The 26,373-nt window shown below is 66.9% G+C and carries 26 protein-coding genes; 8 read left to right on the plus strand and 18 right to left on the minus strand.

The window, feature by feature from the left end:
- Positions 1 to 5: 5 nt before the first annotated feature.
- Positions 6 to 1,259 carry an urea ABC transporter substrate-binding protein gene (urtA, locus tag CQ050_RS18790; RefSeq protein ID WP_105558350.1) on the minus strand — a complete coding sequence of 418 codons (1,254 nt, stop codon included), beginning with the start codon at positions 1,257 to 1,259 and terminating at the stop codon, positions 6 to 8.
- Positions 1,260 to 1,631: 372 nt separating this feature from the next.
- On the opposite strand from urtA, the gene atzF reads away from it, so the two are divergent.
- Genes atzF through CQ050_RS18805 form a run of 3 tightly spaced genes read left to right on the plus strand, consistent with a single transcriptional unit; the run spans position 1,632 to position 7,854 of the window.
- A complete protein-coding gene (atzF, locus tag CQ050_RS18795; RefSeq protein ID WP_105558351.1) occupies positions 1,632 to 3,467 on the plus strand; it encodes an allophanate hydrolase in 1,836 nt (611 codons plus the stop codon).
- A gap of 26 nt (positions 3,468 to 3,493) precedes the next feature.
- The gene (gene uca / locus CQ050_RS18800; protein WP_105558352.1) at positions 3,494 to 7,126 is read left to right on the plus strand and encodes an urea carboxylase; all 3,633 of its coding nucleotides are present in this window, start codon (positions 3,494 to 3,496) and stop codon (positions 7,124 to 7,126) included.
- Positions 7,123 to 7,854 (plus strand): GntR family transcriptional regulator, encoded by a 732-nt coding sequence (locus CQ050_RS18805; RefSeq protein ID WP_105558353.1) that lies wholly within the window; start codon positions 7,123 to 7,125, stop codon positions 7,852 to 7,854. Before uca ends, CQ050_RS18805 begins: the two co-directional genes overlap by 4 nt.
- A gap of 23 nt (positions 7,855 to 7,877) precedes the next feature.
- Here CQ050_RS18805 and CQ050_RS18810 read toward each other — a convergent pair whose 3' ends face one another.
- From CQ050_RS18810 to CQ050_RS18860, 11 genes are all read right to left on the minus strand, one after another.
- On the minus strand, positions 7,878 to 8,693 hold the full coding sequence (locus CQ050_RS18810; RefSeq protein ID WP_105558354.1) for an anti-sigma factor: 816 nt from the start codon (positions 8,691 to 8,693) through the stop codon (positions 7,878 to 7,880).
- Position 8,694: 1 nt separating this feature from the next.
- On the minus strand, positions 8,695 to 9,207 hold the full coding sequence (locus CQ050_RS18815) for an RNA polymerase sigma factor (RefSeq protein ID WP_105558355.1): 513 nt from the start codon (positions 9,205 to 9,207) through the stop codon (positions 8,695 to 8,697).
- Positions 9,208 to 9,240: 33 nt separating this feature from the next.
- Complete coding sequence (locus CQ050_RS18820; protein WP_105558356.1) at positions 9,241 to 9,609, minus strand: hypothetical protein; 369 nt, start codon at positions 9,607 to 9,609, stop codon at positions 9,241 to 9,243.
- 92 nt (positions 9,610 to 9,701) lie between these two features.
- On the minus strand, positions 9,702 to 10,166 hold the full coding sequence (locus tag CQ050_RS18825; protein ID WP_105558357.1) for a GNAT family N-acetyltransferase: 465 nt from the start codon (positions 10,164 to 10,166) through the stop codon (positions 9,702 to 9,704).
- A complete protein-coding gene (locus CQ050_RS18830) occupies positions 10,163 to 10,324 on the minus strand; it encodes a hypothetical protein (RefSeq protein WP_233214163.1) in 162 nt (53 codons plus the stop codon). The genes CQ050_RS18825 and CQ050_RS18830 overlap by 4 nt, the downstream gene beginning before the upstream one ends.
- A 22-nt stretch (positions 10,325 to 10,346) precedes the next feature.
- Positions 10,347 to 11,726: a DUF1501 domain-containing protein gene (locus tag CQ050_RS18835; protein ID WP_105558358.1), complete on the minus strand. Its 1,380-nt coding sequence runs from the start codon at positions 11,724 to 11,726 to the stop codon at positions 10,347 to 10,349.
- Complete coding sequence (locus CQ050_RS18840; protein WP_105558359.1) at positions 11,723 to 13,237, minus strand: DUF1800 family protein; 1,515 nt, start codon at positions 13,235 to 13,237, stop codon at positions 11,723 to 11,725. The genes CQ050_RS18835 and CQ050_RS18840 overlap by 4 nt, the downstream gene beginning before the upstream one ends.
- A 101-nt stretch (positions 13,238 to 13,338) precedes the next feature.
- The gene (locus CQ050_RS18845) at positions 13,339 to 14,043 is read right to left on the minus strand and encodes an SDR family oxidoreductase (RefSeq protein ID WP_105558360.1); all 705 of its coding nucleotides are present in this window, start codon (positions 14,041 to 14,043) and stop codon (positions 13,339 to 13,341) included.
- Between the two features lie 193 nt (positions 14,044 to 14,236).
- On the minus strand, positions 14,237 to 14,689 hold the full coding sequence (gene azu, locus CQ050_RS18850) for an azurin (protein ID WP_199196869.1): 453 nt from the start codon (positions 14,687 to 14,689) through the stop codon (positions 14,237 to 14,239).
- Positions 14,690 to 14,863: 174 nt separating this feature from the next.
- Complete coding sequence (locus CQ050_RS18855; protein ID WP_105558362.1) at positions 14,864 to 16,186, minus strand: sorbosone dehydrogenase family protein; 1,323 nt, start codon at positions 16,184 to 16,186, stop codon at positions 14,864 to 14,866.
- 66 nt (positions 16,187 to 16,252) lie between these two features.
- On the minus strand, positions 16,253 to 16,576 hold the full coding sequence (locus CQ050_RS18860) for a PepSY domain-containing protein (RefSeq protein ID WP_105558363.1): 324 nt from the start codon (positions 16,574 to 16,576) through the stop codon (positions 16,253 to 16,255).
- Positions 16,577 to 16,755: 179 nt separating this feature from the next.
- Between CQ050_RS18860 and CQ050_RS18865 the strand changes: the two genes are divergently transcribed.
- From CQ050_RS18865 to CQ050_RS18875, 3 genes are read left to right on the plus strand one after another with little or no spacing between them, the layout of a single operon-like run.
- Entirely contained in the window at positions 16,756 to 17,118 is a 363-nt protein-coding gene (locus CQ050_RS18865; RefSeq protein WP_233214164.1) for a PepSY domain-containing protein, read from the plus strand.
- Positions 17,118 to 17,780 carry a response regulator transcription factor gene (locus CQ050_RS18870; RefSeq protein ID WP_105558364.1) on the plus strand — a complete coding sequence of 221 codons (663 nt, stop codon included), beginning with the start codon at positions 17,118 to 17,120 and terminating at the stop codon, positions 17,778 to 17,780. The genes CQ050_RS18865 and CQ050_RS18870 overlap by 1 nt, the downstream gene beginning before the upstream one ends.
- A complete protein-coding gene (locus tag CQ050_RS18875) occupies positions 17,777 to 19,168 on the plus strand; it encodes a sensor histidine kinase (RefSeq protein WP_105558365.1) in 1,392 nt (463 codons plus the stop codon). Before CQ050_RS18870 ends, CQ050_RS18875 begins: the two co-directional genes overlap by 4 nt.
- Positions 19,169 to 19,184: 16 nt before the next feature.
- Here CQ050_RS18875 and CQ050_RS18880 read toward each other — a convergent pair whose 3' ends face one another.
- The 4 genes from CQ050_RS18880 to CQ050_RS18895 form a co-directional block, all read right to left on the minus strand.
- Positions 19,185 to 19,613, minus strand: coding sequence for a universal stress protein (locus tag CQ050_RS18880; protein WP_105558366.1), 429 nt, complete (start codon positions 19,611 to 19,613; stop codon positions 19,185 to 19,187).
- Between the two features lie 17 nt (positions 19,614 to 19,630).
- A complete protein-coding gene (locus CQ050_RS18885; RefSeq protein ID WP_105558367.1) occupies positions 19,631 to 20,056 on the minus strand; it encodes a universal stress protein in 426 nt (141 codons plus the stop codon).
- Between the two features lie 141 nt (positions 20,057 to 20,197).
- On the minus strand, positions 20,198 to 21,001 hold the full coding sequence (gene murI, locus CQ050_RS18890) for a glutamate racemase (RefSeq protein WP_105558430.1): 804 nt from the start codon (positions 20,999 to 21,001) through the stop codon (positions 20,198 to 20,200).
- Positions 21,002 to 21,087: 86 nt separating this feature from the next.
- Positions 21,088 to 22,017 (minus strand): LysR family transcriptional regulator, encoded by a 930-nt coding sequence (locus CQ050_RS18895; protein WP_105558368.1) that lies wholly within the window; start codon positions 22,015 to 22,017, stop codon positions 21,088 to 21,090.
- Between the two features lie 139 nt (positions 22,018 to 22,156).
- Here CQ050_RS18895 and CQ050_RS18900 point away from each other — a divergent pair, with 139 nt between their 5' ends.
- Together CQ050_RS18900 and CQ050_RS18905 are read left to right on the plus strand one after the other, a co-directional pair.
- Complete coding sequence (locus tag CQ050_RS18900) at positions 22,157 to 22,732, plus strand: chromate transporter (protein ID WP_105558369.1); 576 nt, start codon at positions 22,157 to 22,159, stop codon at positions 22,730 to 22,732.
- Positions 22,729 to 23,253 (plus strand): chromate transporter, encoded by a 525-nt coding sequence (locus CQ050_RS18905; protein WP_105558370.1) that lies wholly within the window; start codon positions 22,729 to 22,731, stop codon positions 23,251 to 23,253. The genes CQ050_RS18900 and CQ050_RS18905 overlap by 4 nt, the downstream gene beginning before the upstream one ends.
- Before the next feature lie 72 nt (positions 23,254 to 23,325).
- Here the strand turns inward: CQ050_RS18905 and CQ050_RS18910 are convergent, their stop codons facing one another.
- On the minus strand, positions 23,326 to 24,447 hold the full coding sequence (locus tag CQ050_RS18910) for a class I SAM-dependent methyltransferase (RefSeq protein WP_105558371.1): 1,122 nt from the start codon (positions 24,445 to 24,447) through the stop codon (positions 23,326 to 23,328).
- A gap of 152 nt (positions 24,448 to 24,599) precedes the next feature.
- Entirely contained in the window at positions 24,600 to 26,267 is a 1,668-nt protein-coding gene (locus tag CQ050_RS18915) for an OFA family MFS transporter (RefSeq protein ID WP_105558372.1), read from the minus strand.
- Positions 26,268 to 26,373: the final 106 nt, after the last annotated feature.

Raw genomic sequence — 26,373 nt, forward strand, 5'->3', positions numbered from 1 at the left:
TCCGCTTAGAGGCCTTGCTTGCTTTCGTTGCCCGGGATGTACGGGCTCCAGGGTTGGGCGCGGATCGGGCCCTTGCTTTTCCATACCACGTTGAACTGGCCGTCCGCCTTGATTTCACCGATGTAGACGGGCTTGTGCAGGTGGTGGTTGGTCTTGTCCATTTCGATGGTGTAGCCGTCAGGCGCGTTGAACTTCTGGCCGCCCATCGCCGCGATCACCTTGTCCACGTCGGTGGTCTTGGCCTGTTCCACCGCCTGCTTCCACATGTGGATGCCGACATAGGTGGCTTCCATCGGATCGTTGGTCACGACCGTGCTGGAATTGGGCAGGTTCTTGGCCTTGGCATAGGCCTTCCACTTCTTGATGAATTCCTCGTTGACCGGGTTCTTCACCGACTGGAAGTAGTTCCAGGCGGCCAAATGGCCGACCAGCGGCTTGGTGTCCACGCCGCGCAATTCTTCTTCGCCCACCGAGAACGCCACGACCGGCACGTCGGTGGCCTTCAGGCCGGCGTTGCCCAGTTCCTTGTAGAAGGGCACGTTCGAATCGCCATTGATGGTGGAGATGACGGCCGTCTTCCCGCCCGTGGCGAACTTCTTGATGTTGGCCACGATGGTCTGGTAATCGGAATGGCCGAACGGCGTGTAGACCTCGTCGATGTCGCTGTCCTTCACGCCCTTGGAGTGCAGGAACGCGCGCAGGATCTTGTTGGTGGTGCGCGGATAGACGTAGTCGGTGCCCAGCAGCACGAAGCGCTTGGCGCCGCCGCCGTCTTCGCTCATCAGGTATTCCACGGCGGGGATGGCTTGCTGGTTGGGCGCCGCGCCCGTGTAGAACACGTTCTTCTCAAGCTCTTCGCCTTCGTACTGCACGGGGTAGAAGAGCAGGCCGTTCAGTTCCTTGAAGACCGGCAGCACCGACTTGCGCGACACCGACGTCCAGCAGCCAAACACCACCGCCACCTTGTCCTGCGACAGCAGCTGGCGTGATTTTTCGGCAAACAGCGGCCAGTTCGACGCGGGGTCCACCACCACGGCTTCCAGCTTCTTGCCCATCACGCCGCCATTGGCGTTGATTTCGTCGATGGTCATCAGCGCAACGTCCTTCAGCGACGTTTCCGAGATGGCCATGGTGCCCGACAGGGAATGCAGGATGCCGATCTTGATGGTGTCTTCGGCGGCGAATACCTGCGGCATCCACCCGGTCATGGCCAATAGGCTCACGGCGGTCAGTTGCTTCAAGGCTAGTCTGCGTTTCATGGTGACTCCTGGATGGAATGTGCCGGCTTGGCCGGCAGGAACGATCTGAACAACACCCGACAACCTGGACTTCAAAGCAAAAGGCATGCCAACTGCGCGGCGCGTGGCGTGCCGCTGTATGAAAAGGGGGTGTTTACGCGAAGGCGCAGAGACCAGGCATGGCAAGCGGGCGCGGATCAAAACAGTGCCGCGTGCACAAAACAGGTGCGTCGTCTGCCCGGATACGGTGCGGATGGGCGGGCGCGGAGCGGGCCGCAAAAGCGCGGCTGGAACGATCTGGCCGGGGCTGCCAGAGGAGAAACGGAAAACTCGGCCGACATGGCACGGCGATTGCTTGGGAATCCGTACTTGTATACAAGAAAGGATTCCAGCATGAATGCCGCAGCAACGCAGAAGCACACCGCCGGTTGGACGATTGCGCAATGGCAAACCGCCTACCGCGAAGGCGGGGCGCAGCCCGAAACGTTGTTGGCGGATTACGCCGCCACGCCCGACGACCCGGCGGACAACGCCTGGATACGGCGAGTGGACCGCGCCACGCTCGACGAGCAACTGGACGGACTGCGGCTGATGCGCGAGGCGGCTGGCGGCGATATGTCGCGCCTGCCCCTGTACGGCGTGCCCTTCGCGATCAAGGACAACATTGACGCGGCCGGTTGGCCGACCACCGCGGCATGCCCCGAGTTTGCCTATACGGCGGGCGAGGACGCGACGGTGGTGCAGCGGTTGCGCGCCGCTGGCGCCATCCTGGTGGGCAAGACCAACCTGGATCAGTTCGCGACCGGACTGGTCGGCACGCGGTCGCCACATGGCGCCGTGGCCAACACGTTCAACCCCGAATACGTCAGCGGCGGTTCCAGCTCTGGATCGGCATCGGTCGTGGCGCGCGGCCTGGCGGCGTTTTCGCTGGGCACGGATACGGCGGGATCCGGCCGCGTGCCGGCGGGGTTCAACAATATCGTCGGGTTGAAACCGACCAAGGGCTGGCTCAGCACGGCGGGCGTGGTGCCCGCCTGCCGCACGCTGGACTGCGTGTCGATCTTTGCGCTGACGGTGGCCGACGCCGCGCTGGTGGCGGAAGTGGCCGGCGGCTTCGACGAACGCGATCCGTATTCGCGCGCCATGCCGGCCGGCGCATCGCTACCCTGGCCGACGGCGCCTCGGATCGCGATTCCGGCCACGCTGGAATTCTTCGGCGACGCGCAAGCCGCCGCCGCGTTCGACGACGCCGTGCGGGCCTTGCAGGCCGCCGGCGCCGAAGTGGCCGCCATCGACTTCGCACCGTTCAACGAGTTGGCGGCGCTGCTGTATCAAGGCCCGTGGGTGGCTGAACGCTTTGCCGCGGTCGAGGCGTTGTGGAAGGACACGCCGGAAGTCATCAATCCGGTGGTGCGCGGCATCGTGGAGCAGGCGGCGAACTACAGCGCGCTGGACGCGTTCAAGGCCGAATACCGCCGCGCCGACCTGACGCGCGCGATCCATCAATCGCTGGCAGGGTTCGACGCGCTGGTCGTGCCGACGTCTCCGTCCATCTACACCATCTCGCAGTTGGAGGCGGACCCGGTGACCTTGAACTCGCGCCTGGGCGTCTACACCAACTTCGCCAACCTGGCGGACCTGTCGGCGCTGGCCGTGCCAGCGGGCATGCGCGCCGATGGCCTGCCGTCGGGCATCACGTTGATCGGGCTGGCCTGGCAGGACCGTGCCCTGGCGCAGTTCGGCAAGCGTTGGCAGGCGCAACGAGGCCTGCCGCTGGGGGCCACCGGCGCGCCGTTGCCCGCCGGGATCGCGCGGGATCAGGCGCCCGCCGACACGGTGCGCGTGGCCGTGGTGGGCGCGCACCTGACGGGCATGCCGCTGAACCATCAATTGACTTCGCGCCACGCGGTATTGGCCGAGAAGACCCGCACCGCCGCGGATTACCGCCTGTACGCCCTGGCCAACACGACGCCGCCCAAGCCGGGGCTGGTCAAGTCCGAGTCCGGCGCGCCCATCGAGGTGGAGCTGTGGGATGTGCCGGTGACGGCATTCGGCGCGTTCGTCGCCGAAATCCCCGCGCCGCTGGGCATCGGCACGCTGGAGCTGGAAGACGGCCGCCTGGTCAAGGGATTCATCTGCGAGCCGCGCGGCCTGGACGGCGCGCGCGACATCACCGCCTTTGGCGGCTGGCGCGCCTATCTGGCCAGCCTGAACGCCACCCCCCGATAACCGCCAGACCCCAAGGGAGTCGCATCGTGTTCGATACCGTTCTGATTGCCAACCGCGGCGAAATCGCCGTCCGCGCCATCCGCACCTTGAAGCGGCTGGGCATCCGCAGCGTGGCCGTTTATTCCGACCCCGATCGCAACGCCGCGCACGTGCGCGAAGCGGACGTGGCCGTCGCGCTGGGCGGCGAAAAGGCCGCCGACAGCTATCTGCGCATGGACCTGCTGCTGGCCGCGGCCCGCGAGCACGGCGCGCAAGCCATCTATCCCGGCTATGGGTTCCTGTCCGAAAGCGCCGAGTTCGCTGACGCCTGCGAAGCGGCGGGCATTGCGTTCGTCGGCCCCACGCCGCTCCAGATCCGCGAATTCGGGTTGAAGCACCGGTCGCGTGAATTGGCGGCCGAAGCCGGCGTGCCGATGACGCCCGGCACGGGCCTGCTGGCCAGCCTGGGCGAAGCGCTGTCCCACGCCGAACGCATTGGCTACCCCGTGATGCTCAAAAGCACGGCGGGCGGTGGCGGCATCGGCCTATCGCGCTGCGACAACGAAGCCGAACTGACGGTGGCGTTCGACAGCGTGCAGCGCATGGGCGAGCATTTCTTCCGCGACGGCGGCGCGTTCATCGAACGCTATGTGGACAACGCGCGGCACGTGGAAGTGCAGATCTTCGGCGATGGGGCGGGGCGCGTGCTTGCGCTGGGCGAGCGCGACTGCTCGGTGCAGCGGCGCAATCAGAAAGTCATCGAGGAAACCCCGGCGCCCTTGTTGCCTGCCGCGACCCGCGCCGCGCTGCTCGCGGCGGCGGTGCAGTTGGGCGAGTCGGTAAGTTACCGGTCGGCGGGCACGGTGGAATTCATCTATGACCCCGCGCGCGACAGCTTCTATTTCCTGGAGGTCAACACCCGCCTGCAGGTGGAGCATCCGGTGACGGAAGCCGTGACGGGCCTGGACCTGGTGGAATGCATGCTGCGCGTGGCCGCGGGTGAACCGCTGGACATCCCCGCCATGTCGCGCGCCCCGCAGGGCGCGTCGATCGAAGTGCGGCTGTATGCCGAAGACCCGCTGCGCCAGTTCCAGCCGTCGCCCGGCGTGCTGACCGAGGTGTCGTTCCCCGACGGCGTGCGAGTGGATGGCTGGGTGGCCACCGGCACCGAGGTGCCGGCCTTCTACGACCCCATGCTGGCCAAGCTGATCGTGCATGCCGATACGCGCGAAGCCGCGCTGGACAAACTGGCTGACGCGCTGGCCCGCACGCGTCTGCACGGCATCGCCACCAACCTTGACTACCTGCGCCAGATCGTCGCCGACGAGCGTTTCCGCGCCGGCAAGCTGTCCACGCGCTTCCTTGAAAGCTTCGCCTACCGCCCCGCCGCCGTCGAAGTGCTGGAAGCCGGCACCTATACCAGCGTGCAGGACTATCCCGGCCGCGCCGGCTATTGGGACATCGGCGTGCCGCCGTCCGGTCCGATGGACGACTACGCCTTTCGGGTGGCCAACCGCATCGTCGGCAATGCGCCTGACGCGGCCGGCATCGAGGCCACGCTGGTCGGCCCCACGCTGCGCTTTCACGGCGACACGATCGTGGCGCTGACGGGCGCCGAGTGCGCCGCCACCCTGGACGGCGAACCGGTGCCGATGTGGCAACCGATCGCGGTACGGTCGGGGCAGGTGCTGGCCACCGGCCGCGCGCTGTCGGGTTGCCGCAGCTATCTGGCCGTGCGCAACGGCCTGGACGTTCCCGTCTACCTGGGCAGCCGGTCGACTTTCGCGCTGGGCCAGTTCGGCGGGCACGCCGGCCGCACGCTGCGGGTGGGCGATATGTTGCCCGTGGTGCGGCCCGAGCTGGGCGGGGCGCAAGCGCCCGTGGCCGCGCCGCAGGGTGCGCCAGCCGAGATGGTTCCCGTCTACGGCAACACGTGGCAGATCGGCGTGCTGTACGGTCCGCATGGCGCGCCCGACTTCTTCCAGCCGGAAGCCATCGAGACCTTTTTCGCTGCCGATTGGGAGGTGCACTACAACTCCAACCGGCTGGGTGTGCGTTTGATCGGGCCGAGACCGACCTGGGCCCGCGAGAACGGCGGCGAGGCCGGCTTGCATCCGTCCAACATCCACGATTGCGAATACGCCATCGGCAGCATCAATTTCACCGGCGACAGCCCCGTCATCCTGACGCGCGACGGCCCCAGCCTGGGCGGTTTCGTCTGCCCGGTCACCATCGCGCGGGCCGAGCTCTGGAAGGTCGGACAGGTCAAGCCGGGCGATCGTATCCGCTTCGTTCGCATCGACTACCCCGAAGCGGTCGCGCTGGAAGCCGCGCAGGACCAAAGCGTGGCGGCCCTGTCGGCGGTGGCGCCGGCATCGACCGCGCCCGCGCCCGTTCCCGCGACCGCATCCGAGACCATCGTCGCGGCGCTGCCGGCGGCAGGAACGCGTCCGTCGGTGTCGTACCGCCAGGCGGGCGACGGCTACCTGCTGCTGGAATACGGCGATAACGTGCTGGACCTGGCGTTGCGCATGCGCATCCATCTGCTGATGGAGGCGCTGAACGCCGAGCCCATTGCGGGCGTGCAGGAATTGTCGCCGGGCGTGCGGTCGCTGCAGATCCGCTACGACAGCCGGGTGATCCTGCAAGGCGCGTTGATCGCTCGCTTGCTGAAAATCGAAGACAGCCTGGCCGACGTGGCAACCCTGAAGGTCCCCACGCGCGTCGTCTATCTGCCGATGGCCTTCGAAGATTCGGCGACCTTGGGCGCCGTGCAGCGTTACCAGGAAACCGTGCGCGCGAACGCGCCGTGGCTACCGAATAATGTGGACTTCATTCAGCGCATCAACGGCCTGGCCAGCCGCGACGATGTTCGCGACATCGTGTTCGATGCCAGCTACCTGATCATGGGGTTGGGCGACGTTTATCTGGGTGCGCCTTGCGCCGTGCCGATCGATCCGCGCCACCGCCTGCTGACGTCCAAGTACAACCCCGCCCGCACGTTCACGGCCGAGGGCACCGTGGGCATCGGCGGCGTGTACATGTGCATCTACGGCATGGACTCGCCGGGCGGCTATCAGTTGGTCGGCCGCACCCTGCCCATCTGGAACAAGTTCCTGAAGAACCCCGTGTTCCAGGATGGCAAGCCTTGGCTGCTGCGCTTTTTCGACCAGGTGCGTTTCTATCCGGTGACGGAGGCTGAACTGGACGTGCTGCGCGAAGACTTTCGTGAAGGCCGGGCCACGGTCCGCATCGAGGAAGAAGTGTTCGACTTCGCCGCGCACCAGCGCTTTCTGCAGGAACAGGCCGACAGCATCGCCGTGTTCCAGATGCGGCAGAAGAGCGCGTTCGACGCCGAAGTGGCGCTGTGGAAAACGGAAGACACGGTGGTCGAGGCCACGATGGCGGAACCCGAGCCCGAGACGGCGCTGCGCGAAGGCGAACGCCTGGTCAGCGCCGATATGTGCGGCAACATCTGGAAGATTCCGGTCCAGGTGGGCCAGAGCGTATCGGCCGGCGACACGCTGGTCGTGGTCGAGGCAATGAAGATGGAGCTGTCCGTCATCGCACCGGCATCCGGCACCGTCACCGCGATCCGCTGCATGCCCGGCAAACCGGTCAATGCGGGCGATCCGCTGATCGTGTTGGCCGAAGACAGCACCTGCACCGTGGCGGGATGATGCGCCTGGAATCCGTCCAAGTCAGTCCGGCCATCCGGCAGACGCCGGCGCTGGCCGGGTCGCTGGCCGACCAGGTCTATCAACGCATCAAGGACGATCTGTTCGACTTCCGCATGTTGCCCGGTGAACGCTTTACCGAGGCCGACCTGGTGGCGCGGTTGGGCGTCAGCCGCACGCCGGTGCGGCTGGGGCTCGTCCGGCTGGAGCGCGAAGGCTTCGTGCTGGCGCGGCCACGCAGCGGTTGGCAGGTGCGGCCGTTCGACTTTGAACGGTTCGAAGCGCTGTACGACGTGCGCGTGGTGCTGGAGCAGGCGGCTGTGGACAAGCTGTGCGCGCGACAAAACATGGATGAAACCGGCATCCTGGGCGCGCTGACGGATGTGTGGCTGGTGCCGCCGCCGCAGCGCATCCTGGACGGCAGGTTGGTGGCGCAGCTGGACGAGGCGTTCCATTGTTCGCTGGTGGCCGCCGCCGGCAATCCGGAGATGGCGCAGATCCACCGCGATGTCACGGAAAAGATCCGCATCGTGCGGCGGCTGGATTTCACCAAGGACTTTCGCGTGGATGCGACCTACGACGAACACGCGGCCATCTTGCGCGCCGTGCTATCGCGCCGCGCGGATGAAGCGGCGCGCATGTTGCGTTCGCATATCGAGATGAGCAAGGCGGAAGTGCGCAAGATTACGCTGCACATGCTGCATGAAGCCAGGGAAAACGGGGCAGGGTGACGACGGGTTGCGCGGGCACCCCATCACCCTTGCAACTGCTTATAAACCTCTTGCGATACCCGCTGCAATTCTTCGCGGCTGACGGCGCCCGATAGCGCGTAGCCGAACTGCCCTTCGACCCAATAAAACACCCGCACCGGGCCTTCTTGCGTGAATTGGAACGCGGTCTGCCCCCCTGCGGCTTCGCGGGTCACGTATAGGGTCAGGCGCTGTCCGTCGGCCGCGCCGTACATGAACTGCGCCACCGGGCCCGAGCCGCCCGGCAACAAGCGGCCGCCCACCAGCTCGTAGCCGGCCTGCGACAGCGACGGCGCGCGCACTGGCGCGCCCATGCGTTTGGTCAGCCAGGTGACCAGGCCTTTTTCGTTTTCGGCGCTGACCTCAACGGGGCGGCCCATGTCGGGCGCGTAGACCGCGTGGGCGATGGCGGCCCGCTGGGCGTACCCGCCAGCGGCGCGGTCGGGGCTGGCGGTGGCCAGCACGGTTTGCAGGTGGCGCGCATCCATCGCGCCACGCGTGATCCAGGCGGCGCCGGCGCTGACGGCGGCGATCGCCACGCTGGCGGCCAGCGCGCGCCAGGGAAAGCGGCGCGCGGGCGCGCGCAGCGGCAACCGCAACGGCAGCGGTTCGTCCAGCACGGGGTCCAGCAACGCGTGCAACGCGCGGCGTTGCGCTTGCCAGTCGTCCACGCGGGTCTGGTCTTGCGGATGCGCCGCCAGGAAAGCCCCCACGTCGGCGTGGCGCGCGGGGGGAAGCTGTCCGTCCGCATAGGCGTGCAGATCCGCTTCGGTGATGGGGCTGCCCGCGCCGGGGATCGGATGAAGGTGTTTGTCGTTCATGTCATTTCACGCGATGCAGCCGGCTGACCGTGTCGCGCCCTTGCATCAGCGCGCCCAGTTTTTCACGGGCGCGGGACAGCCGGGACATGACCGTGCCGATGGGTACGTCCAGCACCTGGGCGGCCTCCTGATAGGACAGGTCTTCCACGCAAATCAGCAACAGTACTTCCCGCTGCTCGGCCGGCAGGGTTTGCAGGCAGCGGTCCAGGTCGCGCACCTCCAGGTGGTCGGTCTGCGTGGCGCGCACCGGCGCATCGGGCATGTCGCCCGGAACGGTCTGATCGGCCCGGCGGTTGTTGGCGCGCACGCCGTCGATGAAGTGGTTATGCATGATGCCGAACATCCAGGCGCGGAGTTCCCCGCGCCGTTGCCATCGCGAATAGCGGCTCCATGCGCGCTCCAGGGTGTCCTGGACCAGGTCGTCGGCCCGATGGAGGTCGCCCGTCAGCCCGCGGGCGTAACGCCGCAGGCTGGGGATGCAAGCCAGGATCAGGGCTTCGTCTTCGGCGCGCATGGACGCTGGGATGACGGGACGCGTCGGGCGGGATCAGGGCTTGATGACGTGCCAGACTTCCTTGAAGTTGTCGCCGGTCTTGTCGCCCGGCTTGGTGTCTTTGGCGTACAGGTAGACGGGCTTGCCCTTGTGGGCCCATTGCTTGGAACCGTCGTCGCGGGTGATGACCGTCAGGTCGCCCATGGGCTTGGCGTCGGCGGGCGCGGTAACCGGGGGCCAGACCTTGGCGCACTGGTCGTTGCAGGCGCTTTTGCCTCCGGCGTCCTTGTCGAAGGTATAGAGCGTCATGCCCGCGCTGTTGACCAGGATGCCGTCCTGGGTTTTAACGGCCTGGGCGTGGGCGCCGGCCGAGAACAGGACGGCGGAACCCAGGACCAGGGCGGCGGCGATGTGATTGCGCATGTTGTGCCTCGTAGATAGGAAAGTGGGGACTGCCCTCTACAGACGCCGGCCGCTGCGGCTTTATTCCGCCCGGCCAAAAGAATTTGCAAAGGTCAGACGGCCGGCCGGACAGCACCGGGTTCGTAACGCATTTCAAGTTCCAGCGCGGTCTCCTCGATGGGGGTGAAGCCCAGTGACTCATATAGCCGTTGGGCGGGGTTGCCTTTCAGCACGCTCAGCGTGACGGGCGCGCCTTCCGAATCCGCCTGGTCCAGCACGCCTTGCAGCAGGCGGCGGCCCAGCCCCTGGCCCTGGAAAGCCGGGTCGATCTGGATCTGCACGATGCGCCAGCCGGCGGTATCGCGGTAATGCTTGAACAAGCCGGCGGGCCGGCCGTCCAGCCAGACGATCAGGGCATCGTCGAAGTGGTAGCGTACGCGGACCAGATGATGCGCGTCGTCCAGCGGCGCGCCGGCACGCTGCAGGTGCACCTGCATCGTGGATTTGCGCAACGCCAGCAGATAGGGAATATCGTCGTCGGTGGCGGGCTGCAGGGCCAGGGAGTGGGTCGGGGTCATGGGGTGATGGGGGCGATGGCGGAAGCGGGTTTGCGTTTGGCCGTCTTGCCGGCCTGATGGATCAGGTTATAGAGCTGTTGGGCGGCGGGCGCCAGGGGGGGGCGGCCGCGCCGGGCGATCAGGCCCGGCCCGGCTTCCACCAGGCCCAATAGCGTCATGACGTGGCTGACCTCGAATGAGTCAGGCGACCGGCAGCAAGTGCAGGGCGTCCGCGTCGAAATGTCTCAAGTTGGGAAACACCAGCCTCAGTTCGTCGCGGCCGGCGCCGAACCAGGCGCCCAGCGACGCGCCCAACTGGTCCACCGCCAGCGTTGGCAGCAACCGTCCGTTGTCGACGAACCCCGGGCCGTCCAGGGCGATCTCCGGATGGCTGCCGTAATAGCGGCCGCCATTGACCGCGCCGCCCAGCACCAAATGATGCGAGCCCCAGCCGTGGTCCGAGCCGTTGCCGTTGGAACCCAGCGTGCGGCCGAACTCGGATGCCGTGAACGTCGTCACCTGGTCCGCCACGCCCAGCGAGGACAGCGCCTGCTGGAATACCGCCAGCGACTGTCCCAGTTCCCGCAGCAAGGCGGGATGGGTGTCGTTCAGGCCGGTATGGTTGTCGTAGCCATTCTGCGATACGAAGAACACCTGGCGGCGAGCCCCCAGCGTCTGCCGCGCCCCGATGATGCGCGCCACGATCTTCAATTGTTGCGCCAGCGGCGAATTGAAATCTCCCGGCACCGCCACATCGGCCAGCGTGGCGCGCAATTGTGTGTCGGCGTTGATCGACTGCGCGGCGATGCGCGACAGCTCGCGCTCCATCAGGTGTTCGCGTGGTTGCGTGATCAGCCGGCGCAGCAGGGCGGTGCAGGCGCTGGAGCCGTACATGTCGCGGTACAGCAGTTCAATCGGCGTCGATCCGTTGATGCCCACCCGATAGCCCGCGACCTTGCGGCCGGCCAGCAATACGGTGCTGCCGCCGGCCGTGATGCCGGTGAACGTTCGCTGCGCATTGGCGCCGGCGAACAGGTCGGTCAGGCGGCCGCCCCAACCCGATGCCGCGCCTTCGGGCGCCAGCGCCTGCCAATACGATTGCTGATCATTGTGGGAGAACAGCTTGGGCGGCAGCGGTACGCGGGCGCCGACGTAATCCGCCTTGGTCGTGGGCGCCATCAGCGGGCCCACGTTCAGCACGATCGCCATCCGGCCGTCTTCGTACAGCGGCGCCAACGGCGCCAAGGCGGGCGCCAGGGCGAATTGCGCGCCGCCCGCGGCGGGTGTCTTGCCGCGCAGGGCGGTCGCCTTCAGCGCGTCGCGAGGCAGGGCGATGTCCCCACGGGCAGCGGCATAGGCCCGATAGGCGGCGCCGTCGAAGGGTACGACCGTGTTGTAGGGGTCGTTGCCGCCGTAAAGGAACACGCAGACCAGCGCCTTGTATGACGGGGGCGCCGACTGCGCGGCAGCCGCGCCCAGCGCCGCCAGGTTCAGGGCCAGTGGCGCGGCGGCGCCCGTGGCGCCCAGCGCGCAGGCGCGCAATAGAAAGGCGCGGCGGTCGGCATCGTGGGATCGCGTCATTTCTGCACCAGATATTCGGGGGTGGCGGCGACAAGCAGGATGGCGGCCCGCACCCGGTCGCGCGGGCGGCTGGCGGGCAGGGTGGCGACGGCCTCCGCGATGGCGTCGGCCGTTTGCGCGCTGAACGCGTCGCCCGCGAGCAGCAGCGTGACCCGACCGACCAGCGCCTGCGGGTCATGCGCCAGCGCCATTTCCGGCGCGTAAGCAGTTTGCAGGTCTTCCCAGCCGCGGTCGGCATAAATGGCCAGGAAATTCAGGTAGCCCGCGATGCTGGTCTCATCCGTGATCTGCAACTCGGGCGCTACCAGATGCCGGCGGGCAAGCTCGGTGACGGGCGGCGTATACCGGGGGCGGAAGAAGTTGAAGACCGTGGCGGACCGCATCGGGCTCTGCGCCAGCCGTATTGTGTTGTCCGTCGTGTCCGGCATGGCCCACGCGCCGTTGGTGGACGTGGCGCCAAAGGCCCGCGCCCAGCCGGAGAAACGCAGGATGGGGTCGCGCACCTTGCCCCATCCCGGGTCGTTCAGGTCGGGATGCCGGGCTTCGGGGTCCAGCAGGATGGCGCGCACCACCGCTTTCAAGTTGCCCCGTACACCTTGGCCGTCGTCGTCGAACGCCGCGGACACGCGGCGGACATAGGCGGGGCTGGGGTTGCTGGTCACCAGCCGCTGAATCAACTGCATGCCGATGAAGGGGCCCACGTTCGGATGCGCGCAAATGACCTCCATGGCGCGTTTCAGCGAGAGTTGCCCGTCGGTGCCTGGCGGGATCACCGCGCCCAGAAATCGCTTTTCCGCCATCGAGTGCAGCGCGTTGTTCAGCGCCATCGGCCGCCGGTGGAATTCCACATCGGTTTCCGGCCCGTTGATGTCCCATCCCGTGAACACCTTGGCCAACCCTTGCACGTCGGCGTTGGTGTACGTTTCGACCGGCGCGCCGTTCACCTGCCGGACGGTGCCGTCCGGCTCAAGTTGCAACAGGCCGATGCTGAACAGCTGCATGACCTCGCGCGCGTAGTTCTCGTCGGGGTGGCGTCCGGTCTTGGGATCTTCCTTGCGATTGCCGCGATAGGTCAGCATGCAGCCCATCGACAGATTCTTGGTGACGGCGGTCAGCAGCGCTTGATAATCGCCCAGCGCATGCTCGGCCAGCAGGTCCATGAAGCCGGCGGCGCCGAACAGCGGCCAGGACGCCGTGATGGACTGCACGCCCACGACGAAGATCTCGGACAGCGCGAACGCCACGCGCGTGCGCACCTGGTCTTCGGCGCTGATGAACTTGCGCCACAGCGTCGATTCCAGGGGCGCGTTGATGCCGTTGCCCTTGAAGGCTTCGGTGTTCTTTCGTTGTTGCAGCAACCAGTCGAAATGGGTCTGCGAAGGCGGCATCGCCAACTGCGCATCCAGCCACGCCGCATACCCGTCGCGCACCACGGCGTCGATCTGGGAAGGCGTGGGCCCGAAGGTGGCTTGCGCAAGGAAGCGCGACGCCTGGCCTGGGGTAACCGTCATCGCAAGCCTCTCGTCGAATGCGAAAACCTACGGTACTAAAAGCGCCGGGCGGGCTTCAATACCGTCATTCGGACGAGAGGCTTAGTCCAAAAGCATGAGACTCAGACCGAGCGCGTGATGCCGCCGTCGATGCGGATGTTCTGGCCGGTGATGTAGGACGATGCGTCAGACGCCAGGAACGCGATCAGGTCGGCCACTTCTTCGGCGGTGCCGTAGCGGCCCATGGGGATGCGCACGCGGCGGTCATCCTTTTCGGGCAGGCTGTCGATGAAGCCGGGCAGCACGTTGTTCATCCGCACGTTGTGTTCGGCGTATTCGTCCGAGAACACCTTGGTGAACGCGGCCAGGCCGGCGCGGAACACGCCGGACGTCGGAAACAGCGCTTCGGGTTCGAAGGTGGCGTAGGTGGAAATGTTGACGATGGCGCCCGCCTTCTGCTGCTTCATCACCGGTGCGACCAGGCGCGTGATGCGCACCACGTTCAGCAGGTAGAACTCCATGCCCAGGTGCCAGTCGTCGTCGCTGATTTCCAGTAACGGGCCTTTCGGGCCGTGGCCGGCGCTGTTGACCACGGCATCCACGCGGCCCCATTTCTGCAGTGTGGCTTCCACCAGGCGGGCCAGGTCTTCAGGCGAACGGTTGGAGCCGGTGACGCCCAGTCCGCCCAATTCCTGCGCCAGCGTCTCGCCCTTGCCCGATGAAGACAAGATGGCCACGCGATAGCCGTCGGCGGAAAGCTTGCGCGCCGCCGCCGCACCCATGCCGCTGCCGCCCGCCGTCACGATCGCTACTTTTTCCGTGCTCATGCCCGCTCCTTTGCGTTGTCGAGGATGGGCCATTGTAGGAGGGCGGATGGCGGCGCGGGCGGGTTCCCGCGTTGGCGGCAGGGACGGCGCGAATTCGTTTCCGTCCGCCATGGAAACGGGCTCCGGGACCCTGGCGGACCAGGGGCGCGGAGCCCGTGCAGGCAAGCGGTGGGGCGGCATGCCGCCCCGGGGGTCAGTCGACCAGCTTCAGCGTGCCCTTCATCAGCGCGAAATGGCCGGGGAACGAGCAGAAGAAGGTGTAGTCCGTGCCGGCGGCAAGCTTGCTGACGTCGAACGTGACGGAATCCGTCTGTCCGCCGCCGATGACCTTGGTGTGGGCGATGACGCGGGCGTCGCCTTTCTTGACGTAGTCGTTGTCCAGACCGGCAGCCATGCCGTCGTTCACCGCGCCTTGCATGTCGGCCGTGGTAGTCAGGACCCAGTTATGGCCCATGACGTTCTTGGCCAGGGTGCCGGGGTGCTTCAGGTTCACGGTGAACTGCTTGCAGCTCTTGCTGACCGTGATTTCCTTCTTGTCGAACTGCATCTGGTCATTGCCAGCGATATCGATCGAGCACTCGGCGGCCAGGACCGGGGCGGATGCGACAGCGAGGACCGCCGCGACGCAGAGTTTCTTGAACACCATATTCATGCCTCCAATATTTCGAGGGGAGCGGAAATTTCCGGGCCAGCGCTGTGCGCGGGAACCGGCGATACGACATTCTCTTCCTACTGTACGCCAGAATGCGCGACCTCATCCGCGGCGGGTTTGACCGAACGCAAGCGGCGCCCATTGTGTTGCGCCGGCTGCGCCGAGGCATCACGGATTGGGACTGACGCGCCAGATCACATTGCCCACGTCGTCGGCCACCAGCAGGTCGCCCCGCCCGTCGACCGCGACGCCTACGGGACGGCCCTGCGCCTGCCCGCTTTCGTTCAGGAAACCGGTCAGCACGTCGCGTGCCTCGCCGTCGGGCGCCCCGCCCGCGAACGGCACGAAGATGACCTTGTAGCCGCTGCGCGGATCGCGGTTCCACGAGCCGTGCTGGCCCACGAACATGCCGCCGGCGTACGGCGCGGGCAGCCTGGCATTGCCGGACCAGGCCAGCCCGAGTGACGCGGTGTGCGGGCCCAGGGCATAGTCGGGCACGATGGCGCGCGCCACCAGGTCGGGACGGGCCGGCGTGACGCGGGTGTCGACGTGCTGGCCAAAGTAGCTGTAGGGCCAGCCATAGAAGCCGCCGTCGCGCACGGACGTCATGTAGTCGGGCACCAGATCGCTGCCCAGTTCGTCACGTTCGTTCACGGCGGTCCACAGGGTCTTGCCGTCGGGCGCCCAGGCCATGCCGACCGGGTTGCGCAGACCGGTGGCGTACAGGCGCTTGGCGCCGCTTGCCACGTCGATTTCCCAGATGGCGGCGCGCCCCTCTTCGATCTCCATGCCGCTTTCCGCGACGTTGCTGTTGGACCCCACGGACACGTACAGCTTGCGGCCGTCGGGGCTGGCGATCAGGTTCTTGGTCCAGTGGTGATTGATGCCGGCAGGCAGGTCCGTGACTTTCACGCCCGGCGCACGGATTTCCGTTTGCCCGGGTTCATATGGAAAGCGCAGGACGGCGTCGGCGTTGGCGACGTATAGCTGATTGCCCACCAACGCCATGCCGAAGGGCGAGTTCAGGCCCTGCAGCAACACGCTGCGGGTCTCCGCGATGCCGTCGTGGTCGGCGTCCCGCAGCAAGGTGATGCGGTTGGCGCTGGGCGTCCGGGCGCCGGCGCGTTTCATGACGATGCCGGCGGCCCACGCTTTCAGTCCGCCGGAAGCGCCTTCGGGCTTGGGCGGTGCGTTGGTCTCGGCGACGAGCGCGTCGCCGTTGGGCAGCACATGCAGCCAGCGGGGATGGTCCAATCCGCTGGCAAACGCGTTGACCGCCAGGCCGGCGGCCGCCACGGGCTGCGCGCCCGCGATCCAGCCGACGGCCTTCGCCGTGTTGACGGTGGGGATCACGGTGGTGTTGGGAGGAGGCAGCTTCGGCGTCGGCCCCATGCCCGCTTCGACGGGCAGGGTGGCGATTTCGCCGCAGGCGCTCAACGCGGCCAGCGTCAGGCTCAGGCTGGCTGCCGCCAGGATACGCGGGACGGGCATGGTGCGACTCCAGGGCTATCTGTGCGTTCCATCATACCCATACGGCCTGCTCGCCGCGCGCCGCATTCAGTCGTCGAAGCGGCTGCGCGTGACGGCGCCCGATTGCGGATCCACATACAGTTTCACGCGCTGGCCTTGGGGGTCATATGCTTTGACCTCGTATCCGTGCTTGCTGGAGCGTTCGATCTCGGAGATATTGCGGTAACCGGCGGCTTCCATCTTGTCGTAGACCTGGCGGATCGTCAGCATCGGCGCGGCGGGCGAGACGGCGGCGGGCGCGGTTGCCGCCGGGGTCGCGGCGGGCGTGGCCTGGGCGTGGGCCGTGGTGCCCGCGACCAGGGCGGATGCGCCAATTGCCAGGGCGGCCAGGGTGTTCTGAATGCGCGTCATGATGGATAACTCCTAGTGTGAACGGGTGAAATGAAGCAAAAAGGCAGGCCGTTGTTGCGACCTTGTGCCCATTATTCGGGTTGCCGCATGAACCTTTTCTGAAGCCGCCGTTCATGTCCGGTTCATGCGCCACGCGGTATAAAAGACGACCCATCCCCCATTTTTCAAGAGGCCCGGCATTGCGGCAGCTCTTCTCGACCCGGCGCAAACGCAGCGGCATCCTGTTGTCCAGCGGCGTGCTGGCGCTTGCGCTGATCGCCGGGCCGGTCAGCGGGCTGGCCAGCGATAACGATCACGAGCGCGCGCGCCAGGCGTTGGAAGCGGGCAAGGTATTGCCGTTGGGCGCGGTGCTGGATATTGTCGAACGCGATTTCCCCGGGCAGGTCGTCAAGGTCGAGTTCGAAGAGGACGATGACGAATTCATCTACGAGATCCGGGTGCTGCAAAGCGGCGGAGGCATCCTGAAGCTGAAGATCGACGCGCGCGACGGCGCATTGCTGGCCGTGAAGGGCCGGGACATCAAATTCAAGGGCAAGGACTGATGCGCATACTCGTGGTCGAAGACGAACCCACGCTGGCGGGCCAGCTGGCCGATGCGCTGCGCGGCGCGGGCTATACCGTGGACGTGTCCGGCGATGGCGGATCGGCGCGTTTCCTGGGCGACGTGGAAGCATTCGATGCCGTGGTGCTGGACCTGGGCCTGCCCGTCATGGACGGGCTTACCGTGCTCAAGCTGTGGCGGGCCGCCCAGCGCAACATGCCCGTGCTGATCCTGACGGCGCGCGACAACTGGCACGAGAAAGTGGCCGGCATCGACGCCGGCGCGGACGACTACCTGACCAAACCCTTCCACATGGAAGAGCTGCTGGCGCGGGTGCGCGCGCTATTGCGGCGCAGTACGGCACATGCCAGCGCGCAGTGGCGTTGCGGTCCGCTGATGCTGGACACGCGTCAGGCCAAGGTCACCATCGACGGCCAGGCGCTGACCTTGACCAGCCACGAATTCAAGGTGCTGTCGGTGCTGATGCAGCGCGCGGGCGAAGTCGTGTCGCGCACCGAACTGGTCGAGCACATCTACGCGCAGGACTTCGACCGCGACTCCAACACCATCGACGTGTTCATCGGACGTTTGCGCAAGAAACTGCCGCCCGAGACCATCGAAACCGTGCGCGGGCTGGGTTACCGGCTGGCGGCGCAGGGATGATGCGGGCGCGTGCCGGCATGCTGGGTTCGCTGCGGCTGCGGCTTTTGGCTGGCACGCTGGCCTGGATTCTCGTATCCGTGGCCTTGGCCGGCTGGGGGCTGGCCAGCCTGTTTCGCCAGCACATCACGCAGCAATTGCAGGCCGAGCTGACCTTGCACCTGAATCAGTTGACGGCGGCGGTCAACCCCGGCGCGGATGGCCGTCCCCGGGTGGACCCGCCACCGAATGACCCGCGTCTGGAGCAGCCGCTGTCCGGCCTGTATTGGCAAGTCGACCGGTTGGCCGACGGCGGCCGGCCGGCGCTGATCGGCGCGGCGCGCTCGCGGTCATTGTGGGACCAGACGCTCGAAACACCGGGGGCGTTGGAACAAGCGGCCGAGACCGGGGACCAGACCTACGACATCGCCGGGCCCGCCGGGCGTCGGCTGGAGGCGGTGGCGCGTATCTTGAAGCCCGCCGAAGAGGATGCGGCGCCGCTGCGCCTGGTGGTGGCGGCCGACCGCCGCGTGCTGGCCGAACCCATCAGCCGTTTCAACGGCATGCTGGCCGTTGCCCTGGGCGCGCTTGCCGCCGGCCTGACGGCGGCCGCGGTGGTCCAGGTCGTGGTCGGCTTGCGGCCGCTGGCGCGCCTGCGGCGCCAGCTGGCAAAGCAGAACGCCGGCGGCAGCAGCCGTATCGAAGGCCGTTTTCCCAGCGAGATCCAACCGCTGGTCGACGACTTCAACAAGGCGCTGGCGATGAACGCCGAGATCGTGCAGCGCGCCCGGACGCAGGCCGGCAACCTGGCGCATGCGGTCAAGACGCCGCTGACCATCCTGGCCAACGCGGCGGCCCGCGAGGGTAGCGTGCCGGCCTTGTTGGTGGCAGAGCAGGTAGGGATGGCCAACCGCCAGATCGACTATCACCTGGCGCGCGCGCGGGCAGCGGCGTCCTCGGGCGCCGCCGACGGCCGGGCTCCGTTGCAAGACGCGGTGCAGGGGCTGGTGCGCGTCATGCAGCGCTTGTACGCGGAACGTGATCTGCGTATCGGGATGGCGGGAATTGCCCCGGATCTGGTGTTCCGGGGCGAGCAGCAAGACCTGCAGGAGATCCTGGGCAACCTGCTGGACAACGCCTGCAAATGGGCGGCAGGCGAAGTACGCATCACCGCCGAGCCGGCAGAGGCGGGGCGCTTGCTGCTGCATATCGACGACGATGGCCCGGGCATCGAGGATCACGAGCACGAACGCATTTTCCTGCGTGGCGTGCGCATGGACGAGCAATTGCCCGGTTCGGGCCTGGGCCTGGATATCGTGCGCGATCTGGCGGGCACCTACGGCGGCGAGGTCCGAGCTGGACGCTCGCCGCTGGGCGGGCTGCGGGTGTCGTTGTGGCTGCCCGCCGCCTGAGCGCAGCCCCGGCGCCTTACTTCACCAGCGTGACCGGCACTTCCGCCAACTGCAGCACCTGATTGGCGACCGATCCGATCAGGATGTTGGCCAGGCTGCCATTGCCGCGCGTGCCCATCACGATGCGGGCGCAGCCGTGGTCGCGGGCATAGCCGGCGATTTCGGTGGCGGCGTGGCCGAATTCGACATGGCTGGTGTAATCCACGCCGGTGGTGTCCAGAAGCTGGCGCGCTTCGTGGGTGGCCTCTTGGCCTTCGCGCGTATAGAACTCGTTGATCATGTCTTGCGTGATCAGCCGCGACAGGCCCGCTCGCCCTTGCGTGGGCGTCTGGACGTTGATCAGGTGGATGCGCGCGGCGCCGGCGCCCGCGGCCAGTTGGCGGGCGTACAGTACGGCGCGGTTGGCATTGTCGGAGCCGTCGACGGGGACCAGGATGTTCAGCATGGATGCTCCTTGATGCGTTACTTGACCAGCGTGACGGGCAATTCCGTCAGGTGCAGGACGCGGGTGGCGACGGACCCCATGAACAGCGACGACACCGAACCCAGCCCGCGCGAACCCATGTAGATTTCGTCGGCGCCGGTTTCGTCGGCGATGCGGGCGATGGTGTCGGCGGCGGCGCCGATTTCGACGCGGGCTTCAAAGGGCACGCCGGCCTTTGACAGCAAGCCGCTGGCTTCCTGTAGCGCCGCGCGGCCCTCGTCCTGGTAATAAGCGTCGATCTCGGCCTGCGACAGGCCACGGCCGATCTTGCCGGATTTCAGCGGAATCTGGACGCTTAGCAGATCGACCCGTTCGACGGGGTCGTAGGCGCGGGCGGCCAGCATGGCTTGTACGGCGTGGATGGCGGGTTGCGAGCCGTCTACGGGGATCAGGATGCGCTTCATCGTCGTCTCCTTATTGTGTGTGCGAGCCGCGAAAGGCGGATGGCCCTACTGTATTCCAATTATTCGCCCGTTTTGGCGTCTACGCGATGCGCGGGATCAAAGCGGTTCGCGTGCGATTGCCGCGCGTGCCCGGCCCGCCGCTCAACGCCAGCGTTCCGGCGTGGGGCTCGCGTCCATGGGTGTGCCCAGCAAGCGGCTGGCCAGTGCCGCCAACGCGGGCGCGCTGCCAGTGGTCTCCAGACGCGTTTCGCCCACGCTTGCCGTGCCCAGCAGGCCGCGCTCTTGCAATTGGTGCCGCAGCCAGCGGGCGACGGGCGATCCGGTTTCCAGCAGCGGCACGCCGGGACCGGCCGCGGCCTGGATCGCATCGCGCAGGAACGGAAAATGGGTGCAGCCCAGCACCAGCACGTCGGCGCCGGCGGCACGCAATTCCGCCACGGGCGCGCGCACGGCGGCGTCAACGCGGGGGCCGCTAAGTTCGCCTTGCTCTACCAGCCCGACCCATTCCGGGCAGGGCCGCAACAGGATGCGCACTTCAGGCGCTTCGCGCTGGACCAGCGCGGCGAACTTGGGGCTGGCGAGCGTGCCGGTGGTGGCGAATACGCCCACGACGCCGCTGTGCGTCAGGTGAGCGGCGGGCTTGATGGCGGGCTCCACGCCGATGATGATCAGGTCGGGATGGCGGCGGCGCAACTGCGCGATAGCGGCGGCGGTGGCGGTATTGCAGGCCACCACCACGGCTTTGGCCTGGCGCGAGACGAAGTAATCGGTCAGCGCATGGGCGCGCTGCTCGACGAAGGCTTGCGTCTTTTCGCCATAGGGCACATGGGCGGAGTCGGCCACGTACAGCAGCGATTCATGGGGCAAGGCATCGCGAATCGCGCGCAACACGCTCAGGCCGCCAACGCCGGAGTCGTACACGCCGATAGGGGATTCGGAAGACATGGTCGACATTACAGGACGGGGGCAGGGGGCAAGGTCGGACGGGAACGTCGGGCAGTGTAGCGCCGCGCGACGGCGGCGGGGCCTGGCTAGGAGGCCAGCGGAGCCGCTTCGGCGCGATGGCGGCGCACTTCCTCGATCAGCTTGCGGGTGGCGCCGGACTGGGGCGCGTCGCGCCAGATCAGGTTCAGCGGGGCACGCAGCTCGACCGGTTCTTTCACGCTGACGTACACCACGCCTTCGATGTTCACGCGGCGTAGCGAGGCAGGCACCAGCGACACGCCCAGGCCGGCCGCCACCAGGCTCAGCGTGGACAGCATGCGCGGCGCTTCCTGCGCGATGCGGGGGCTGAAGCCCGACGCGCTGCACGCCGTGATGATCGCGTCGTATAGGCCGGGGCCGCTATGACGCCGATACAGGATCAGGGATTCCTCGGCCAGTTCGGATAGCGCGATGTGGCGGCGCGTGCGGCCCTTGACCGCCGGGTGGTCGGCGGGAAACGCCGCCAGCATGGTTTCTTCCAGCACGGTTTCCTCGACCACGCCGGGGCCGGGGCCATACGCGCCCCGGATGAACGCCACGTCCACGCGGCCTTCGCTGACGGCTTCGCGCAGTTCGCCCGTGCTGCTTTCCTCAAGCACCAACCGGACGTTCGGCGCGCTTTCGCGGAAGCGCCGGATGACCGACGGCACGAAGGGATGGAACGCCGCCGATCCGGTGAAGCCGACCGTCAGCCGGCCCGCTTCGCCTTGCGATACGCGACGCACCCCGTCCACGGCCTGGTCCACCAGTGCGATGATGTTGCGCGCGTCGTCGACCAGGGCGCGACCGCTTTCGGTCAGCTCCATGCCGCGCGGCAAGCGGTGGAACAGGGTCACGCCCAGCTCGTGCTCCAGTACGCGGATCTGCTGGCTGAGCGGCGGCTGGCGGATGCCCAGCCGGGCGGCGGCCTTGGTCAGATGGGATTCCTCGGCCACGGCCAGGAAGTAGCGCAGAAGACGCAGATCGACTGATGCCATATGCTGTGAATATGATTTGTTAGGTAGTCATATATTAGACATTATCTGACGCGAAGAGTAGGCTGACATCTCGTTATTCCTCTCTTGGCGCAGCAACGCGCCAGCCTTCGTCCACCGGCCTTGGGCCGGTCATCACAACATGAATGCAGCACTTTCCACCCCCGAGGCCGCTGTTCCGCCTCCGCCCACCTGTGGGCAATTGTTCTACGGTTTTCTGATGCTTGGCTTGACGGCATTCGGCGGCGCGTTGCCCCTGGCGCGCCGCATGGTCGTTGAAAAGCACCGCTGGCTAAGCGGCGCCGAATTCACCGATCTGCTGGGCCTGTGCCAGTTTCTGCCCGGCGGCAACATCATCAATCTGTCGGTCGCGCTGGGCATGAAGTTCCGCGGCCCCCGCGGCGCGTTCGCGGCGCTGATGGGCTTGATCCTGGCGCCGTCCGCCATCGTCATCCTGCTGGGCATGGTGTACGACCGGTTCCAGAGCGACCCCCACATTCAGCACTTGTTCGCCGGCCTGGCCGCCGCGGCGGCCGGACTGCTGATTTCGATGGCGGTGAAGATCGGCGTGCCAGTGGTGAAGCGCCGCGACTGGCTGGCAGGCGTGGTCGCCACGGTCTGTTTCGTGGCAATCGCCGTGTTGCGCATCCCGCTGTTGCCCACGATGGCAGTCCTGACGCCATTGAGCATCCTGCTGGTCTGGAGGCAACGTCGATGATCCAGACCCTGATCTCGCTGGCCCTGATCTTCTCGCAGCTGTCCGTGCTTGCGTTCGGCGGTGGAAACACCATCCTGCCCGAAATGCAGCGTCAGGTCGTGGACGTGCACGGCTGGATGACGGCAGCCGATTTTTCCGCGCTGTTCGCCTTGGGCCAGGCCGCGCCCGGGCCCAACCTGATGGTGGTCACGCTGGTCGGCTGGCACGTGGCGGGCGGGTGGGGCGTGCTTGTCACGACCATGGCCAAGTTCGGTCCGTCCTCGCTGATCACCATCCTGGCGCTGGGCTTGTGGGAACGCTTCAAAGACCGCCCGTGGCGCGGTGTGATCCAGGCGGGCATCTTCCCGATGACCGTGGGCCTGGTCGCCGCCAGCGCCGCGCTGATCACCGAGGCTTCGGTGCATACCTGGCTGCTGGGGGCGATTACCGCCGTGGTGGCGTTGTTGGCCAGCACCACGCGCATTCATCCGCTGTGGCTGCTGTTTGGCGGCGCGCTGGTGGGTTTGCTGGCGATTGGTTAGCGCTGCGGCGCTAGCCAATCGCCGCGCGGGCGTCACGGCTGTGACGACCCGCGCGTTGCGCCTTGCCGAAGATCAGGCGGCGGCGCCCAATCTCCACAAAGACGTGACTTCCTTCGAGCGCGCTGCGTATAGCGGGTCGCTCGGGTCTTTGGCGCGGGCGTGCGTCGGGCGTGTGTCGATGCGTTCAATGACGCGCAAGCCGGCGGCCTGGATCATTTCCATCAGCTGTTCACGGGTGCGCAGGCCCAGATGTTCCGCCAAGTCGGACAGGATCAGCCAGCCTTCGCCGTTGGGCGTCAGATGTTCGGTCAGGCCGTTGAGAAACCCGCGCAGCATGCGGCTGTCGGGGTCGTACACGGCATGCTCGACGGGCGAGCTGGGACGGGCGGGCAGCCAGGGCGGATTGCAGACGATCAGCGACACGCGGCCTTCGGGGAACAGGTCGGCCTCGACGATATCGACCTGTTTCGCCAGGCCCAGCCGTTCCAGGTTTTCGCGGGCGCAAGCCAGCGCGCGCGGGTCCTGGTCGGTGCCGATGACGCGCTTGCCGCCACGGCGCGCGATCACGGCGGCCAGGACGCCGGTGCCGGTGCCGATATCGAAGGCGACGCCGCCACGCGGCATCGGCGTATTCGCCACCAGTTCAACATATTCGCCGCGCAGCGGCGAAAACACGCCGTAGTGCGGGTGGATGCGGTTGTTCAGGGCGGGAATCTCAACGCCCTTCTTGCGCCATTCAAAGGCGCCGATCAGGCCCAGCAATTCGCGCAGCGACGCCACGTAGGGCTCGTCGGCCGGGCCGTGGACTTCTTCGCAGGCTTGCCGCGCGTCGGGCGCGCGGCGCAGCGAAATACCGTGGCCGGCGTCGAACGGGATCAGCAGCATGCCCAGGATGCGGGCGCGCTGCGACTGGATCTGGCGGTGCTGGTTGAAGGCTTCCAGCAAGGTTTCCACCGGTTTGCGCGGACGCTTGTCCACGCGCCGGGTCATCGCCTGCAGCAGCAGGCGGGCGTTCTGGAAGTCGCCGCGCCACAACAGGCCCACGCCTTCGCAGGCCTGGCGGTACGCCATGTCCGCGGTCAGGGTGTCGTCCACCACCACCACGCGCTTGGGCGGCGTCGCGCCGGTTTCAGAGCGCCAGCGGGCGGAATGGGGGACACTATTTTCTTCCCAGTGCAATTCAGGGGCGGTCAACGCGGCGCTCCGGTAGAGACGGGGGGACGGGGCAGGATCATGGGGCAGGAGATAAAAAGAAAGGGCGCGGGCTGCCAATGTAGCAGTTTCGCGCCCTGTGACGTTGCGCGGCACCCGGGTTGCCCCGGGCGTCAGGCCGGCCGGACCGCCTTCTACTGGAACAGCACGACCGCTTTCTGCAGCGTGATCCAGATGCCCCAGGCCAGCGGGATGCCCACGCAGGCCCAGGCGAACATCACCAGCGCCGCGGGCGTGCGGAACGTGGAGGTGCCCACGCCATGGGTTTCGGCGGCGACGGCGCGTTCATGCGCCAAGGCCTTCTCATGCGTCAGTTCGGCGTCCGTCATGAAGTACTTGGGGTTGACCGGGCGGATCGCCAGGTTGCACAGGAAGCCCAGCACCAGCATGCCCGCCAGGATGTACATGGTGATGTCGTAGACCTGCGCGCGCGGCACGCCGATCGACAACTGGTATTCACGGATGTAGTTCACCAGCACCGGCCCGAAGATGCCCGCCGCCGACCACGCCGTCAGCAGGCGGCCATGGATGGCGCCCACCATCTGCGTGCCGAACAGGTCGGCCAGGTACGCGGGCACCGTGGCAAAACCGCCTCCGTACATGGACAGGATCACGCAGAAGGCCGCCACGAACAGGGCCAATGCGCCGATATGCGCGGTCCAGGGAATGGCGGAATACAGGACGAAGCCCAGCACCAGGAAGATCAGATAGGTTGTCTTGCGGCCCAGCTTGTCCGACAGGCTGGCCCAGAAGAAGCGGCCACCGATGTTGAACAGGCTGAGCAAGCCGGTGAAGCCCGCCGCGATGGCGGCGATGGCGGCCAGCTGATCCTTGTCCAACTGGCCAAAGCCCAGTTCCGGCTTGTTGATCAGACCTCCGCCGAACACTTCTTGCAGCAAGGGAGAGGCCATGCCCAGGATGCCGATGCCCGCCGTCACGTTCAAGCACAGCACCAGCCACACCAGCCAGAACTGCGGCACGCCCCAGACGCGCTTCACGTGGACGTGGCCCTTGGTGATCATGGCGTTGTTGGCCTGCTTGGCGGGGGCGCTCCAGCCTTCGGGCTTCCAGCCCGTCGGCGGCACGCGGTAGCCCAGCGCGCCGGACATCATGAAGATGAAATACACCGCCGCCATGGTCAGAAAGGTCTGCCAGACGCCCGGCGAGGTCGGCGTGGCGAAGTGGCGCATCAGCAGGTCGGCCAGCGGCGCGCCGATCATCGCGCCGCCGCCGAAGCCCATGATGGCCATGCCGGTGGCCATGCCGCGGCGGTCCGGAAACCATTTGATGAGCGTGCTGACGGGCGAGATATAACCCAACCCCAGCCCGATGCCGCCGATGACGCCGGACCCCAGCCACAGCATCCACATCTGGTGCAGGTATACGCCGATGGCCGAAATCACCAGGCCGCCGCACCAGCACAAGGCCGACACCACGCCCGCCTTGCGGGGGCCGGCGCGTTCAAGCCAGCCGCCCCATAGCGCGGCGGAACATCCCAGCAGCACGAAGAACAGGGTGTACATCCAGCCCATCGTGGAAATCTTCCAGTCGCAGCTGGTCGTGAGCAGCTCGGCGGCCAGGCTCATGTCGGCCGGGCAGGCCAGCGGTTTGGTCCCGCCCACCATCTTGGACAAGGGTATCCAGAACACCGAGAAGCCATAGGCCATGCCGATGCACAGGTGGATGGCCAAGGCGGCCGGCGGGACCAGCCAGCGCGAGAATCCCGGTCCGGCGATGGTGCGTTCTTTATCAAAAAACCCCGGCCTTGCGCCAGGCAGGTCCAGTGTGGCGGTGCTTTCCATGTTGTCTCCTCAGGGGTGCGGCTTTATCGAGCACGCCGACCGGAAATACAACGGTGGCGCGGCTTCTTTTTGAATCCGTCACTGCGTACTGACTGCGGTAAAGCGG

This window comes from Achromobacter sp. MYb9, from assembly GCF_002975275.1.
Taxonomy (GTDB): domain Bacteria; phylum Pseudomonadota; class Gammaproteobacteria; order Burkholderiales; family Burkholderiaceae_B; genus Achromobacter.

What these genes read in the sequence shown, in the direction of transcription:
- urtA (WP_105558350.1), bottom strand. Translation starts at nt 1,259, where the DNA reads ATGAAACGCAGACTAGCCTTGAAGCAACTGACCGCCGTGAGCCTATTG.
- atzF (WP_105558351.1), top strand. Translation starts at nt 1,632, where the DNA reads ATGAATGCCGCAGCAACGCAGAAGCACACCGCCGGTTGGACGATTGCG.
- CQ050_RS18805 (WP_105558353.1), top strand. Translation starts at nt 7,123, where the DNA reads ATGATGCGCCTGGAATCCGTCCAAGTCAGTCCGGCCATCCGGCAGACG.
- CQ050_RS18810 (WP_105558354.1), bottom strand. Translation starts at nt 8,693, where the DNA reads ATGAACGACAAACACCTTCATCCGATCCCCGGCGCGGGCAGCCCCATC.
- CQ050_RS18815 (WP_105558355.1), bottom strand. Translation starts at nt 9,207, where the DNA reads ATGCGCGCCGAAGACGAAGCCCTGATCCTGGCTTGCATCCCCAGCCTG.
- CQ050_RS18820 (WP_105558356.1), bottom strand. Translation starts at nt 9,609, where the DNA reads ATGCGCAATCACATCGCCGCCGCCCTGGTCCTGGGTTCCGCCGTCCTG.
- CQ050_RS18825 (WP_105558357.1), bottom strand. Translation starts at nt 10,166, where the DNA reads ATGACCCCGACCCACTCCCTGGCCCTGCAGCCCGCCACCGACGACGAT.
- CQ050_RS18830 (WP_233214163.1), bottom strand. Translation starts at nt 10,324, where the DNA reads ATGACGCTATTGGGCCTGGTGGAAGCCGGGCCGGGCCTGATCGCCCGG.
- CQ050_RS18835 (WP_105558358.1), bottom strand. Translation starts at nt 11,726, where the DNA reads ATGACGCGATCCCACGATGCCGACCGCCGCGCCTTTCTATTGCGCGCC.
- CQ050_RS18840 (WP_105558359.1), bottom strand. Translation starts at nt 13,237, where the DNA reads ATGACGGTTACCCCAGGCCAGGCGTCGCGCTTCCTTGCGCAAGCCACC.
- CQ050_RS18845 (WP_105558360.1), bottom strand. Translation starts at nt 14,043, where the DNA reads ATGAGCACGGAAAAAGTAGCGATCGTGACGGCGGGCGGCAGCGGCATG.
- azu (WP_199196869.1), bottom strand. Translation starts at nt 14,689, where the DNA reads ATGGTGTTCAAGAAACTCTGCGTCGCGGCGGTCCTCGCTGTCGCATCC.
- CQ050_RS18855 (WP_105558362.1), bottom strand. Translation starts at nt 16,186, where the DNA reads ATGCCCGTCCCGCGTATCCTGGCGGCAGCCAGCCTGAGCCTGACGCTG.
- CQ050_RS18860 (WP_105558363.1), bottom strand. Translation starts at nt 16,576, where the DNA reads ATGACGCGCATTCAGAACACCCTGGCCGCCCTGGCAATTGGCGCATCC.
- CQ050_RS18870 (WP_105558364.1), top strand. Translation starts at nt 17,118, where the DNA reads ATGCGCATACTCGTGGTCGAAGACGAACCCACGCTGGCGGGCCAGCTG.
- CQ050_RS18875 (WP_105558365.1), top strand. Translation starts at nt 17,777, where the DNA reads ATGATGCGGGCGCGTGCCGGCATGCTGGGTTCGCTGCGGCTGCGGCTT.
- CQ050_RS18880 (WP_105558366.1), bottom strand. Translation starts at nt 19,613, where the DNA reads ATGCTGAACATCCTGGTCCCCGTCGACGGCTCCGACAATGCCAACCGC.
- CQ050_RS18885 (WP_105558367.1), bottom strand. Translation starts at nt 20,056, where the DNA reads ATGAAGCGCATCCTGATCCCCGTAGACGGCTCGCAACCCGCCATCCAC.
- murI (WP_105558430.1), bottom strand. Translation starts at nt 21,001, where the DNA reads ATGTCTTCCGAATCCCCTATCGGCGTGTACGACTCCGGCGTTGGCGGC.
- CQ050_RS18895 (WP_105558368.1), bottom strand. Translation starts at nt 22,017, where the DNA reads ATGGCATCAGTCGATCTGCGTCTTCTGCGCTACTTCCTGGCCGTGGCC.
- CQ050_RS18900 (WP_105558369.1), top strand. Translation starts at nt 22,157, where the DNA reads ATGAATGCAGCACTTTCCACCCCCGAGGCCGCTGTTCCGCCTCCGCCC.
- CQ050_RS18905 (WP_105558370.1), top strand. Translation starts at nt 22,729, where the DNA reads ATGATCCAGACCCTGATCTCGCTGGCCCTGATCTTCTCGCAGCTGTCC.
- CQ050_RS18915 (WP_105558372.1), bottom strand. Translation starts at nt 26,267, where the DNA reads ATGGAAAGCACCGCCACACTGGACCTGCCTGGCGCAAGGCCGGGGTTT.